The sequence below is a fragment of the Paenibacillus sp. NPDC101420 genome (assembly GCF_050277435.1).
Lineage (GTDB): Bacteria > Bacillota > Bacilli > Paenibacillales > Paenibacillaceae > Paenibacillus_AQ.
The window spans coordinates 680,085-693,888 of the sequence record NZ_JBNNSE010000001.1 but is presented as its reverse complement, the minus strand read 5'-3'; the positions used below and the strand labels follow the sequence as shown (position 1 = coordinate 693,888).

The following is a 13,804-nucleotide window of genomic DNA, read 5'->3' as shown; positions in this document are numbered from 1 at the left end:
AGGAAAAAAAGAGAGGGCGGTGCTTGATGTTTTTAAGGAGAAAATTCAGTTTCTGGTTTTCGATTATTAGTATCATCATCTGTCTGGGTGATTATTTGGGGATTGAGATCGCAAACATCATTCTTGTACGACTTAATCCAATTATAGATACGCTGATTTTCATGAAGCCCTTTGCAAACTGGATGGTTGATGTTAATAATACGGAATGGGCTGCAAGCAGTATATTAATCAGCGTCAGATTTCCCACGTATGTTATTCATTTTGGGTCGTTCCTGATTCTAGGACTTCTTATAGATTATCTTATACATATATTTAAACAGAAGTAAAAAGCGAGCAGTATTAGCCGAGATGAGGAAAGGTGAGATGAGATGAGCGGAGTAGAGGGAAAGCTTGAGTTGGAGAGGATTGTTTTTATAGGAAGGACCTTTGAGGAATATTTACAGATGTTCAAATTGAAAGAAGCGGATCTTGTAGGCAGGCGGATTTTGGATTGTCCTGCAGGTGCCTGCTCTTTTACAGCGATATCGAATCAGTTAGGGAGTGACGTGACTGCTGCGGATATCGCTTATTATTACTCTGCGGATGAGCTTGAAGATAAAGGTGTTCAAGATATTGAGCATGCTATGTCTGAACTGGTTAAGGTACAGAGCAATTTTGTATGGGACTACTTCGAGTCTATAGAGGATTTGACACAAACGAGGAGTAGGGCTTTAAACGATAACATCAGGGATCAGAGACAAACCCCGGAGCGATATGTTCCTGTGATTTTACCTAATCTGCCGTTCAATGATGAGGATTTTGATCTGACTTTGTCTGCGCATTTCCTATTTATGTATAGTGATCGGCTGGACTATGATTTTCATCTAAGGACTATTAATGAACTTATGCGGGTGACTAGCGGAGAGCTTCGTATTTTCCCTTTAGTTGATCTGTCTTGCAAAAGATATGAGCATTTAAATCGCCTTATAGATGAGATGGTTCAACAAGGATTCGCTGTGGAGGAGATGGAGGTTCCTTATGAATTTCAAAAAGGGGCAAATCAGATGCTGAGCATTAGAAGAATGAAGCCATAAGATAGTAGATAGCTATAGTTTGTAAAATGAAACACGAGGGCGTCCCTAAGCCATTTTCATCGCTTTGGAGACACCCTCGTTTTTTAATATAAGCCTATAAAAATTACGCCACTTTCTCTTTACGTTCTGCTACATAACAAGCAATCCCCAGTACCAGACCGAGTCCTACCAGAACGGCACCGACCCATGGCAGCGAAGTAATCGCAAGATGAGAAATGACCCATCCGCCGATGAAGGCACCTGTTGCGTTTCCGAGATTACCTGCAGAATGACTGGTTGTAGAAGCGAGGGCAGGAGCGGCCTGAGCCAGACTCATGATCCGTATTTGTAGTCCTGGCATGACCGCAAAGGATACCAAACCCCAGAAGAATATTGTGATGACCGCGGCTACTGGACTATGCATTGTGAAGGAAAAGATCGTAAGAATGACACTAACCGCGAAATAAAGTCCCACGATAGAAGGCATCAGCTTCCAATCTGCAAGCTTCCCGCCAACGATATTCCCGATGGTTACACCACAGCCGAAGAGAACTAGAATCCATGTCACACTATGCTCGGCAAAGCCGGTAACTTCCATTAGCAGTGGCGCTATATAAGTGAACACTGTGAATAAGCTGGCGTTACCAAGTGCACCGATCAGTAAGAATAGAAGCAGTTTAGGATTAGCTAGCGCAGAAATTTGCTGGATTACACTAGCAGGTTTGTCTTGTTTAATCTTTGGAATGAAAATAAGAATGCCGATTAGTGCAGCGACGCCCATGACTGCTATCGCAGCAAATGAGGCGCGCCAGCCCATGTTTTGCCCAATAAATGTTCCTAGAGGAACACCGACGATATTAGCAATCGTTAGACCAGCCATCATAATGGATACGGCTCCGGCCCGCCTATTGGGCTTGACCAGATTAGAAGCGATCACTGCACCAACGCCAAAGAAAGTCCCGTGTGTTAAAGCTGTGATGATACGAGCAACCATAAGAACGGTATAGTTTGGAGCAAATACAGAGATTCCGTTGCCTAGAATAAATAATACCATGAGCAGGCATAACAGATTCTTTTGCGGAATTCGTTGTGTAAGGATGGTTAGAATAGGAGCACCGACGGCTACCCCAAGGGCATACATCGTGATGAGCTGACCTGCAGTAGAAATACTAACCTGTAAATCTTTGGCGACATTTGGTAAAATACCCATGATGACAAATTCAGTCATTCCAATGGCAAAAGCGCCTACCGTAAGCGAAAGAATAGAGATGGGAAAAGGTTCTTTGCGTGTTTTTTCCACACGGGCTGGTTCCTTGTTGAGGTTTGGAATTGCGTTCATGGTGCCGATGTTCAACCTTTCTTCTGTCTGTAATGAAGCTCCACCCTTATTAAGATGATAGATCCGACAAGTAGTACTGCTTTATATTATTTAGTTTTCTGAAATTATTTTCAAGAGAAATATTTATTTCAGATATTTTCATTTTAAATAATCATAGAAGGGATGAATTATTCATGATGGATGAAGGTGTAACCCAAGTGCTCGAATTACCGGAGATGAAGCTAATAGGCTTGAGTATTACTTCTTCTTTTGTAGGGCACGAGACGGAAAGAGTAGAAGCGATGAAGAGAGAGCAGTATGATCATGCACTGGCTATTGAAGTTTATCAGTTTGCTAATCCTACGTGGCCTGATGAGGTTGATGTGTACATTCCATTGCGATGAGAAATAATTATAAGCAAGCAGCTTTAATGGCGCTCTGGCACTTTGACCTCGATTGGACACAGATTCGTTTTATCCAACGATCGGACACCTGCACTTTTGTAATAGAGACTAATAAAGAGGGGACTTTTTTGCTGCGTCTTCACTCGGGGAGATCTAAAGAAGAAATTAACTCCGAAATCGCTTGGCTGGAGCTTTTGAAGAGCAAAATCGATGTCCCTCTGCCGAAAGGCGTTCATGATCGAACGGGTTCTGTTACGTTCAAAGTGGAGCAAGGTAATGAGGATGGTATATATGCATCGTTAATGCGCTGGGTTGAAGGCGAACATGCGAACGAAAGACTTACCGAAGAACAAATTTACAAAGAAGGCGTTCTATTAGCCAAGCTACATAAAGCGGCACAGCAGCTTGAGTTACCTCCAGGCTTTAATCGTCCTGTGTGGGATGAACATAGTTTTAGAAAAGCAATGCTCCGATTAAAGCTGCACTACCATAGTTTTCTTTCGGATGATGAGTTCGTGCTGTATCAGTCTGCGGCTGAGAAATTATACGGCTGGTTAAGCAAGCAGCATAAAAATAAGAACAGAAGGACTTATGGGGTTATCCATGGTGATTTACATCAAGGGAACATCATATTTAAAGAGGGTGAACCTCGACCGATTGATTTCGGAAGATGTGGCTGGGGATATTATCTTTATGATGTGGCACATACCATTCTAGGGTTGTATCCTTTACAAAGAGTACTGGTCATTAAGGGTTACGAAAGTGTGGCCAAGCTTGATGGGGAGTGGTTTCAGACTTTAGAGAATTTTACGGTCATGGTTATGATCGAAAATTATTGCCATCACGCACCCGACCCTAGAGAAACCGAGGGACTGAAAGCAGAACAGCCTTATGCGCAAGCGATTCTAAGGAATTATCTTAGGGGAGATCCCTTTCTTTTTAACACAATTGAGATTTAGCGTATAAAAATAGGGCCTCATTGGGGAATTTATAAAAAGTTCCCTAAGGAGGCTATTTTGATGAAAAAAAGCTGGATTGCTCCTCTTCTTATCGCAGGTATGTTCTTGCTGGGGCAACAACCTTGCTCCGCTAATGGCTTAGTTCAACCGCAATCTGAGGCTCCGCTTAGATCTGAATCGGAACCGAAGCTTCCAGATCAGGATTCCCGCGAGCTCATGTACAAAGACACACTAATGCTCTTCCTTTTACCCCATATTGAGAAAAAAATGGCTGAGATTTATGCGCCACTTCTGACGGTAACTCCTACAGTGTATCCTTATTTAGTAGATGTTACAGATATAAAGCGAGTGAATGGATTTCGTCGGTTTGATTTCTTAATTACACTCAATATACACCCTACAGTGGGTCCACATCTTTCCGTTGGAGAGGACACTATGACTTTTAGAATCACTCCTGGTCCTAAGGTGAAGTTAGAATCATTCAAGCATTTGAGAGACCCACGAAAGTCTGACCTTACACCAAATTACCAGAATATCTTGAGATAGTGTGGTAATTAACTCTTACAATCACAATTTCGAACGCTTACCCAGCTAACCACACACTCCGATCTATGGGGTGTTTTTTTTGTGTCTAGAATGGTGGTGGATTATTGGCATGTATGGTATTATGAAAATAGTGGATTTATTGATTTTAGTTACTAAATTCAAATTATGAGGTGTGAGGATTGAGTGATCATAAATTCGAAGACGAACACAGAGATGAAATTTTAAGTGAATTCAATTCTAAAATCACAAGCGATATCACAAGCAGCTCTAAGGATAAAGTTAAGGTAGGCGTAGCTACTAAAGACGGGCAGTTAGGGTTTCTTTTTACGAGGGGAGGTCTTCGGGAAGGGGCTGGCAGAAAAAGCACCGGTATAACTAAAAAGGTATCTTTGACGTTACCAGAAAACATCTGGCAGGAGATAGAGCAGGCCTGTGAGGAACAGAACGTATCTCGCTCCCAGGTATTTCGGAACATTATTGAGGCACATTTTGCAAAGGAATCTAAGGAGAGTTAGGTGAGGTCTTTGCTAATCCATGTGTCAAAAGATTCTCTTAGCACTGCACTACAAGCAGCCTTAAAAGCTATATCCGCGAATAGTTCCTCCCGTGTTCTTTCCGGAATACATATTCAGGCGCAAGCGGAGGGTCTGACTTTAACAGCCAGCAATATAAGAATGACCATTGAATATAAGCTTCCTGTGAAGATTGATTCGATGATTGTACACAAACCAGGTGAGATCGTAGTGCCCGCTCGTTATTTTTATGAGATCATCCGCAAGCTTGACCCTGGATTAATTAGGCTGGAAATCGCAGAGACATTGATTCTAAATATCCAATCGGGCAATACTCAGTTTCGTTTATGCGGGATGGACACTGCAGAATTTCCGAGAATCCATTACGTGGATCATCCAAACACCAAAAAGATACGCATGAAGAACACACTTTTGAAGCAAATATTTAAACATGTGGTTTTTGCGGTCTCTTCGTTGGAGACTAGACCTGTGCTCACAGGTGTTTCACTTCAAATAGATAATCAAAACATTCGCGTAGTCGCCACTGATGGCATCCGCCTCGCTCAGCATGTTGTTGAAAACGTAGAAGATTACGGAGCAAGTCCTTTAAATGTCATTATACCGGGCAGCACCCTTGAGGATCTTTTAAAAATAATAAACGATGATGAGGGCAGCAGCATCCAAATCGATATAGGTCAGAAACAAATCAGATTTATTTCTGATGGCTTGAGGGTTCAGTCTGCGCTACTTGAGGGCACTTATCCCTATGTCGATAATTTAATTCCACAAGTATATATATCTGAAGTGATCGTTAAGACAGAGCGTTTGTTACGTGTGGTTGAACGTATTGCTATATTGGCTGGTGAAAGTGTAACGCTCGGTGTATATCCCTCCGGTATACTTCATTTAATATCCAGGACCGCCGATGTAGGTGAGGCAAAAGAGGAGATTCCATTGGAGTATCTAGAAGGTGAATATTTTCGAGTAGCTTTTAACGGGAAATATTTCAGAGACATCCTTCGGGCGATCGATAGTGAGACGCTTAGAATAAAATTTGCTGGAAAAGAAAGACCACTGGTGATACAGCCTGTAGACATGACTTCATCCACACTTTTTTTAATTACACCAATGAGGACGCAGGATGGAGGATAGGCATATGAGCTTGCTATGAAGAGTTCTCTTTGCTGGAAAAATATTATATTAATTACTTGGAGGGATGATCTATGAATCTGTTTCAGATGGGATCAAAACCGCTTGGGACCGAACGAATCACAGCATTTTTAGAGGATAATTATGTGAGTATCGGATATCCCGGAATAGGGGATTTGGAGAACATCAGTAAAGTGGACCTCCGTGATCGGATGATTCATACATACCAATACAGTGAGTTGGAGCTTACAGAACATATACAAGCCATTCAACTCTTTGTACATACGATGCAGGATGGCGATTATGTGCTGGTGTGTGATGGCGACTGGGTACATCTAGGAGATCTTGGCGATTATTTTTACAATGAATTATTTGACGCGCCAGACATCGGTACATGCCATCGACGTGGTGTAACTTGGCTGAAAAGTCTTCCTATAACCGATCTAAACGCAGGGATAAAAGAGTTTCTTAGCGATAGTGGAGTGGTCAAACAGTATAAGGGGCCGATGCCTAGTGCTCGTGTGGATCTGTGGATTACAGGTTCTTCTGATTCAGAGCAAGCGGTGAGTAATCGAATGCATGTGGATGAAGAGACATTATCAATGGCGCTCGATATATTGAAGGAAGCTCTTGTTAGTGAGAACGCCGAACGACGGGAACGAGCAGCAATTGCAATTCTTCAGTATGCTAAGTAGTGAAGAAAGATTTAAGCTTCACATCCTTAGTAAAAAAGCGTTCCATCCGAACTTCAAATATCGGATGAAACGCTTTTGTTATATCTATCGATATCTTCCAATATCCCTCAGATAAATTCAACGAATTCATTGACCGGTTTACGATAGCCACGTGGTCTGATTTTATGTTTCTTGTCTTTGCCGATAGTGATCAGCATAACCGGTACCATATGATCGGGTAGATTTAAAGTGGATTGAATCGCTTCCGGATCAAAGCCGATCATCGGGCAGGTATCCCAGCCTTTATCTTTGGCAATCAGCATGAAGTGCATGGCAGACAGAGAAGCATTCCGAATAGCCTCATCTCTTTGGAAAGCATCATTTCCTTTGTATGCATTGTTAATCGTTTCTATCTCTGCATCATAATCCTCTTGACTCATAGCCCCTAAAGCTTTAAGTCCTCCGAAGATTTCTGGGGCTTTTAGATAAGCATTCTTATCCCCGAGCACCACTATTACCGCTGAGGCGGAGTGGATTTTATATTGACCGTAAGCCGCTTTACGAATCTCTTCTTTTAAATTCTCATTAGCAACCACTTTATAATTGGCATGTTGAAGATTATATGCAGATGGAGCCAATCTGGCGTAAGAGAACATTTCCTCTAGTTCATTCTGAGGGATCTTCACCCCTTCAACAAAATTCATAGCAGACCTGCGGGATTCAATCAAATCTGTAAAAGCGCTCATGAGTTATTCCTCCATATATTATGTATTTGCTTGTTAATTATAAATAAGTGATATTTATAAATGTACTAACTATTAGTTACTAACTCAAAATAGCACAGTTAATTATATTCGTCAATGATTAAATTCACTTCATTTACATTCAGCTCTCTAAGTACTTTGGAATGTCGAAGAATAATTACTATGTTGTAAAATATTGGGATGTAAATTAGGATATTAGGATACGAAAAATTTAAATTGCTTTTATTAATGAAAGGGTGGGAATGTTGAACGATACTAGAGAGCAGTTGATAAAAGACTTGCAAAGAATTGAAGAGAACGATTACGAGCTTAGAAGTGGAGAACAATTAAGGGATTATGTGAAATTGATGCTTGAGTACATAGGAGATCCGCAGCCGAAGCTACGAGACGACTTGATTTATTCCACCTTCTACAAATGGATTAACGAGAAACAATGGTTTAGTGATGCGGAGCTTCGTGAACTACTTTTGATTCTCCTTGACGAGCAGCATTTGTTCTATCACATTGGCAGCAAAGAAGATCAGGCTGTGTTCACAAGAACGTTTTCGGTACTGATCGTTGCGCTGATTCTTCAGCGGCATAGGGAACAGGCTTTTTTAGCTAGCGCAGAGTTTACAAATGTGAAGGAAGCGCTGATTAGATATTATGAGGAAGAACAGGATTTACGAGGATTTATGCCTGAAGAAGGCTGGGCTCATGCTGCAGCCCATGGCGCAGATGCCTTGGATGAACTGGTACTCTGCTCGGAGAGTGATGCTGCAATAAGGGAAGAGGTTTTGGCAGTCATCCAAAGGATGCTTTACAACGATCAGCACATATTTAGCGACGAAGAAGATGAACGGATCGCTACGATTGTAGCTACAATGATAGATCATCATTTACTTCCACAACAATCTATTGTCGACTGGATTCGCAACTTGGAGCAATGTGGGGGGTGGCCGAGAAGCCGTGGCCAGTACGTTGCTCGTGTGAACACCAAAAATTTCGTTCGTTCTCTGTATTTTAGATTGCTACCATTAAAGAACAATCCGGCAATGGTCGAGGTTTTATTGAAAGCGGAGATGAATTTGAATAAATTTACACAATAAGCATTTAATCATCTATGCATGTATAAAATATCGAAAATTATGACTAATTTATTTTAATGTAATAAAAATCACAAAACTTTAGAAAAAATCAAAAACTTTGTGACATTTATAACTTGATAAGTGCTATAATAGAAATATGGCGTTATAAGTTTTTATTTTTTTATTACTATTAAGCAGCAAAGCTTATTTGCAGAGGAGATTCGGATATGTCAGAAACAATCACTCAAACACAACCTGAGCAAGAATCACCAAAATTAGCTGTCACTCAAGAACAAATGAATGTTCTAGAGCAGCTATTGAAGCCTGAAGTTCAGGAGTCGTTAACTGTCTTAGTGGAACAGTTGCCAAAATTAACAGAGCTTGTCGGCGTGCTCACAAAGTCATATGACTTTGTTCAAACTGTTGCTGCGGATGAAGTCTTGAAAAGTGATACGGTAAGTGCAATTAAAGAACTTGCTGAACCAGTGGTGCATTCGGCGAAGAATATGGCAGCTACAGTGATCGAAGCGCAAGATCGTGCGAATGAAAATAGCGATGTGATCGGTGTATTTGGTCTTATGAAGATGATGAAAGATCCACAAGCACAGAAGCTTTTCCGTTTCGTAAATGCTTATCTTCAAGTTGCCGGCGAACGCAGTCAACAGAAATAATATTTTTTATATCTCATTCGTAAGGACGGAGGAAACATCATGTCTAAACATATTGTCATTCTAGGAGCAGGTTATGGTGGTCTACTAAGCGCCTTAACTGTACGCAAGTACCTGAAGAAGGACGAAGCTAAAATTACAGTCGTTAATCAATATCCTACACATCAAATTATTACAGAATTGCATCGTCTTGCAGCGGGTAGTGTTGCAGAAGGTGCTGTTGCTATGCCATTAGCTAAGCTTTTTGCAGGTAAAGATATCGACCTGAAAATTGCAAAGGTGAATTCTTTTTCTGTTGAAAACAAACAAATTACACTATCTGATGGTGTGACATTGTCCTACGATGCTTTAGTTGTGGGTCTTGGAAGCACTACGGCTTATTTTGGCATTCCAGGTCTTGAGCAATACAGTATGGTTTTGAAATCGGCAGCAGATGCTAACAGAATTCATCGTCATATTGATGAGCGTATCCGTGAATATGCGAAGTCTAAAAATCCAGCGGATGCAAGCATCCTAATCGGTGGCGGTGGCTTAACAGGTGTTGAACTTGTTGGTGAAATCGCTGATGTGTTGCCAACACTCACTAAGAAATATGGCGTGGATCCTAAAGAAATTAAACTGATGCTGGTTGAAGCGGGTCCTAAGATTTTACCAGTATTGCCAGATGCATTGATCGAACGCGCAGTGGCAAGCTTAGAAAAACGTGGTGTTCAATTCTTGACAGGACTACCTGTTACGAATGTAGCGGATAATGTCATTGACTTGAAAGATGGTCAAAAAATTATTGCTAACACCTTCGTATGGACTGGCGGCGTACAAGGAAATCCACTGATTGGTGAATCCGGTCTTGAAGTGAACCGTGGTCGTGCAACGGTAAATGAGTTCTTGCAATCCACATCACACAAAGACGTATTCGTTGCAGGTGACAGCGCCGTTGTCTTTGCCGAAGATGGTCGTCCATATCCACCGACTGCACAAATCGCTTGGCAAATGGGCGAATTGATCGGGTACAATCTTTATGCATACTTGAAGGATAAATCATTTGAATCCTTTAGTCCGATCAACTCAGGTACGCTTGCGAGCTTAGGTCGTAAAGACGGTGTAGCCATCGTTGGTGCTAGCTCAACTCCGCTAAAAGGATTGCCTGCAACCTTGATGAAGGAAGCAAGTAATATTCGTTACTTGTCCCACATTAAAGGATTGTTTAGCTTAGCTTATTAATTGTATTATTAGGAAAACCTGCTCTAATTTGAGCAGGTTTTTTTGTTGATCTCTAGTGGTTTCTACCATGAATTGTTAATGATTGTCCTAGTACGTAGTATTCATTTTTGATATACTATATTGGCTAATATTAACAGGGGAAAATAGGGGAGGATTACGTGATGTTATTCCGACAAAACGATGTCATTCTGTTTCAAGGCGACAGTATAACGGATTGGGGTCGTAATTATGATGATGCTTCATCGCTTGGTGTAGGTTATGCATTGATGGTCGCCGCTCGTCTGGGGCATTTATATCCTGAGAAGAATCTTACGTTCTATAATCGTGGAATTAGCGGCAACCGTGCAGTAGATTTGCAGGAACGCTGGGAGAAGGATTGCCTGAATCTGAAGCCGACTTGGGTGTCCATATATATTGGGATAAATGACACTTGGCGCCGCTTTGATTCTGGTCAGGAAACAACGCCTGAACAATTTGAAGCTGCATATCGTGACCTGATCGAACGCACGCAGCATTCGCTGGCTGCTAATTTAGTCTTAATCGAGCCATTTGTGTTGCCTGTCCCAGAAGATCGTAGAACTTGGCGCCAGGATTTGGACCCTAAAATTCACATTGTTCGTGAATTGGCACGTGAATATGGTGCATTACTTGTTCCGTTGGATGGCCTGTTTGCTGCGGCATCCGTGAAAGCAGAGCCTGCTTATTGGGCTCCGGATGGAGTACATCCATCACCTGCGGGCCATGCACTTATTGCAGAGGCTTGGCTTAAGACGGTTAGCGCAATTCAAGCTTAATCGTCTGATCATATCACTACATATTTACTTGATTTTATAAGACTAGAACCACTCATTAAAGGAGCAGGTTATAGTCTTTTTTTAAAAATATAAGAATTTATATGCTCCATGCTATAAATTATCCTTATATTTCTCGCTTAAACACTTGCCGTCCTTATAGGGAAGCCGAAGGCGTTTATGCTTGTAATGGTTCGGAAAGTCGATTTCTTTATATTTATGGACGCTGTTATAATTAGGTTATGTTTCTTTTCTTGGAGGTGGTTCGCATTAGGAAATTACTATGGGTTGTACCCTTGTTCTTGGTTGCTCTTTTAAGCGGGTGTAAGAATGAGGTGGGCTTCATCAATGCAAGGTGGATCGCCGGAGTGTCTTTAACTCCTGTAACAACTAGTGATCAGAACCAAGTTGATCGACCCGAACATTTTGAGACCCTAATACTGAAGGACTCCGCTCTGATTAAGGCGCTTTCGGAGGCTATGAACAAGAGCAATAAATTATCGGGGGAGCTGGATTGGGCCCCTGAATTTAAAATGGAACTTGTTTATGGTGATGGCTACTCGAAGGATTATTACATAGCAATAGGTGATGAACCCGGTTATAAAGGAGTATTTACTACAGCTGAGAATGGTGGTCAGGGCTACTCTATTCCGGTGAAAAACGCAGATCAAATAAGACAACTCATCTATGGAACAGCAGATCAGGCGAACATAGAACAGACGGAGTCGCTGGAGTCTTCTGTTAAGGTTACAGGGCCAGTAACGATATCACATAATGATCTCTATCCCTTAACTAATAGAACTGGATTCTTGAATCTGCAGCTTTTAGATGGAACCTACAGTGAGGATTGGACAATACCAGGTCCGTTGATGGGAAGGAATTGGAGTGGCAGATTTGGGCTTGTTCTTATCGATAATCAAGGGAGAACTTTGAATAGCTTTCCACTCAGTGAACATTTTGAGGATCCCATAATATTTAATGATTTTTTTCAAATTCAGTTTGAGGACTATAATGGCGACGGCGATCCGGATTTTACGATTGGTCAGTACGGATCCAGTAACGGTTACTACTACAAGCTATTTACGCTTAGAAAAAATAACGTTATAGAGGAATTAGGGATCAAACTCGGCTCTGATTTATTTATCAGCAGTCCAAAGGGGTATTCGATAAAGCTTGATAAAGTGGATGATCATAGCTTCAAGAGAAGTTATTACGATAATGTAGCGGGTAAACAGATGGAAGATATTTTTCAGTGGAATGGAAGTGCATTTCAGAAGTTAGACAAGTGATTCATACCAGAAGTGAGAGGGTTGTGTGATAGATGACGAGTGATACCATACAAGATTTAGAAGGGCTAAAAGCCATAGGGAAAGTAGTAGGACATACCATCGCCGAGATGAAAAAGAAAGTAACTCCAGGTATGACAACAGCGGAGCTTGATAAGATTGGAGCTGAAATTCTAGCGGAATTCGGTGCATCTTCAGCCCCAATGATAACGTATAATTTTCCAGGCAGCACCTGCATCAGTGTGAATGAAGAGGTTGCTCATGGGATTCCTGGTCCTAGAGTGATTAATGCTGGTGATTTGATCAATATTGATGTATCTGCTGAACTGAATGGTTATTATGGGGACGCCGGAGTTTCGTTTCAACTACCACCTTATAATGATGACATTCTTCGACTATGCCAGAGTGCAGAGGAAACTATGATGAGCGTGATCAATCATCTGAGAGCAGGGATGAAGGTCAATGAGATTGGCAGAATGATGGAACTCGAAGCTCGGAAACGCGGCTATAGAGTGGTACGTAATCTGTGCAGCCACGGGATTGGCAAATCACTCCATGAGAAGCCTTTTGAAATCTTACCTTTCTACAATCCAAGAGTGACTACAGTGTTAAAAGAGGGACAGGTGATTACGGTTGAACCCTTCCTTTCTACTGGAGCAGATTACGTGGAGCAGCAGTCGGATGGATGGACACTGAGTGTCGTAGACAATGGCCGGGTAGCACAGTTTGAACATACGATTATTGTGACTAAAGGTGAGCCTATTATCCTAACCAAGCCATAAAGAGGAGAGTGCGAAATTGAAAATCGCCTTTATACTTTTTGACGGGATTACGTTCTTAGATTTTGCGGGGTTCTATGATGTTATTTATCGATTGGGGCAATTTGAAATCGGCAAAAATTTGTCTTGGGATATATGTGCAGCGTCGGAGGAAGTGACGGATGAGTTAGGTTTCACAGTTAAAGCTGGAAAAGTGCTGCCAGAGCTTTCGGAGTATGACATGGTATTTGTACCTGGAGGGATGGGGACACGGAAACTTCGTTATGATGAAGGTTTTGTCTCGTGGATTGCTGGTGCTCACAATGTTCCTTATAAGGTATCTGTCTGCACAGGCTCACTGCTGCTTGGGGCTGCGGGGCTGCTAGGAGGGAAGAAAGCTACTACCCATCCATCTGCCTATGAATTACTAAAACCTTACTGTGAAGAAGTTGTGGAGACCCGTATTGTGCATGATGGTAATGTGATTACAGGTGGTGGAGTGTCCACTTCCATTGATCTGGGGTTATATCTGATTTCACGCTTGGCTGGAGAAGCAGCGATGAATTCGGTAAAAAAGCAGATTGATTATCCATACGAGATGCAGGGGATTGTTCAAATCTAAAGGTAAATACCGG

At 41.7% G+C, this 13,804-nt stretch carries 17 protein-coding genes; 15 read left to right on the top strand and 2 right to left on the bottom strand.

Annotated features, from left to right (window positions below; genetic code table 11):
* Positions 1-26: 26 nt before the first annotated feature.
* Positions 27-326, top strand: a complete 300-nt coding sequence (locus tag ACQKMP_RS03265) for a hypothetical protein (RefSeq protein WP_042187201.1) — start codon at positions 27-29, stop codon at positions 324-326.
* A gap of 42 nt (positions 327-368) precedes the next feature.
* A complete protein-coding gene (locus tag ACQKMP_RS03260) occupies positions 369-1,073 on the top strand; it encodes an SAM-dependent methyltransferase (RefSeq protein WP_427468810.1) in 705 nt (234 codons plus the stop codon).
* Positions 1,074-1,176: 103 nt separating this feature from the next.
* On the opposite strand, the gene ACQKMP_RS03255 is transcribed toward ACQKMP_RS03260, so the two are convergent.
* Positions 1,177-2,391, bottom strand: coding sequence for an MFS transporter (locus ACQKMP_RS03255; protein WP_427468809.1), 1,215 nt, complete (start codon positions 2,389-2,391; stop codon positions 1,177-1,179).
* A 173-nt stretch (positions 2,392-2,564) separates the two neighbouring features.
* Between ACQKMP_RS03255 and ACQKMP_RS03250 the strand changes: the two genes are divergently transcribed.
* The 6 genes from ACQKMP_RS03250 (at position 2,565) to ACQKMP_RS03225 (ending at position 6,635) form a co-directional block, all read left to right on the top strand.
* A complete protein-coding gene (locus ACQKMP_RS03250) occupies positions 2,565-2,774 on the top strand; it encodes a hypothetical protein (RefSeq protein ID WP_427468808.1) in 210 nt (69 codons plus the stop codon).
* Positions 2,771-3,733, top strand: a complete 963-nt coding sequence (locus ACQKMP_RS03245; protein WP_427468807.1) for a phosphotransferase enzyme family protein — start codon at positions 2,771-2,773, stop codon at positions 3,731-3,733. Before ACQKMP_RS03250 ends, ACQKMP_RS03245 begins: the two co-directional genes overlap by 4 nt.
* A gap of 60 nt (positions 3,734-3,793) precedes the next feature.
* On the top strand, positions 3,794-4,279 hold the full coding sequence (locus tag ACQKMP_RS03240) for a DUF3888 domain-containing protein (RefSeq protein WP_081951092.1): 486 nt from the start codon (positions 3,794-3,796) through the stop codon (positions 4,277-4,279).
* Positions 4,280-4,458: 179 nt separating this feature from the next.
* Positions 4,459-4,794 (top strand): hypothetical protein, encoded by a 336-nt coding sequence (locus ACQKMP_RS03235; protein ID WP_231573432.1) that lies wholly within the window; start codon positions 4,459-4,461, stop codon positions 4,792-4,794.
* Complete coding sequence (gene dnaN, locus ACQKMP_RS03230) at positions 4,795-5,943, top strand: DNA polymerase III subunit beta (RefSeq protein WP_427468806.1); 1,149 nt, start codon at positions 4,795-4,797, stop codon at positions 5,941-5,943. It abuts the gene before it with no gap.
* 71 nt (positions 5,944-6,014) lie between these two features.
* Positions 6,015-6,635, top strand: coding sequence for a hypothetical protein (locus tag ACQKMP_RS03225; protein WP_340968910.1), 621 nt, complete (start codon positions 6,015-6,017; stop codon positions 6,633-6,635).
* 107 nt (positions 6,636-6,742) lie between these two features.
* Here ACQKMP_RS03225 and ACQKMP_RS03220 read toward each other — a convergent pair whose 3' ends face one another.
* Positions 6,743-7,360, bottom strand: a complete 618-nt coding sequence (locus ACQKMP_RS03220) for a nitroreductase family protein (RefSeq protein WP_339247283.1) — start codon at positions 7,358-7,360, stop codon at positions 6,743-6,745.
* Positions 7,361-7,623: 263 nt separating this feature from the next.
* On the opposite strand from ACQKMP_RS03220, the gene ACQKMP_RS03215 reads away from it, so the two are divergent.
* From ACQKMP_RS03215 to ACQKMP_RS03185, 7 genes are all read left to right on the top strand, one after another.
* Positions 7,624-8,466, top strand: a complete 843-nt coding sequence (locus tag ACQKMP_RS03215) for a DUF2785 domain-containing protein (RefSeq protein WP_427469203.1) — start codon at positions 7,624-7,626, stop codon at positions 8,464-8,466.
* Between the two features lie 206 nt (positions 8,467-8,672).
* Positions 8,673-9,116, top strand: coding sequence for a DUF1641 domain-containing protein (locus ACQKMP_RS03210; RefSeq protein ID WP_042187214.1), 444 nt, complete (start codon positions 8,673-8,675; stop codon positions 9,114-9,116).
* A gap of 39 nt (positions 9,117-9,155) precedes the next feature.
* Complete coding sequence (locus tag ACQKMP_RS03205) at positions 9,156-10,334, top strand: NAD(P)/FAD-dependent oxidoreductase (protein ID WP_042187216.1); 1,179 nt, start codon at positions 9,156-9,158, stop codon at positions 10,332-10,334.
* 161 nt (positions 10,335-10,495) lie between these two features.
* Entirely contained in the window at positions 10,496-11,128 is a 633-nt protein-coding gene (locus tag ACQKMP_RS03200; RefSeq protein ID WP_076282991.1) for an SGNH/GDSL hydrolase family protein, read from the top strand.
* Between the two features lie 365 nt (positions 11,129-11,493).
* Positions 11,494-12,414 (top strand): hypothetical protein, encoded by a 921-nt coding sequence (locus ACQKMP_RS03195; RefSeq protein WP_379421910.1) that lies wholly within the window; start codon positions 11,494-11,496, stop codon positions 12,412-12,414.
* 32 nt (positions 12,415-12,446) lie between these two features.
* Positions 12,447-13,193: a type I methionyl aminopeptidase gene (map, locus tag ACQKMP_RS03190; protein ID WP_076299489.1), complete on the top strand. Its 747-nt coding sequence runs from the start codon at positions 12,447-12,449 to the stop codon at positions 13,191-13,193.
* A 16-nt stretch (positions 13,194-13,209) separates the two neighbouring features.
* Positions 13,210-13,791 (top strand): DJ-1/PfpI family protein, encoded by a 582-nt coding sequence (locus ACQKMP_RS03185; protein WP_339247294.1) that lies wholly within the window; start codon positions 13,210-13,212, stop codon positions 13,789-13,791.
* The last annotated feature ends 13 nt before the right edge of the window (positions 13,792-13,804 follow it).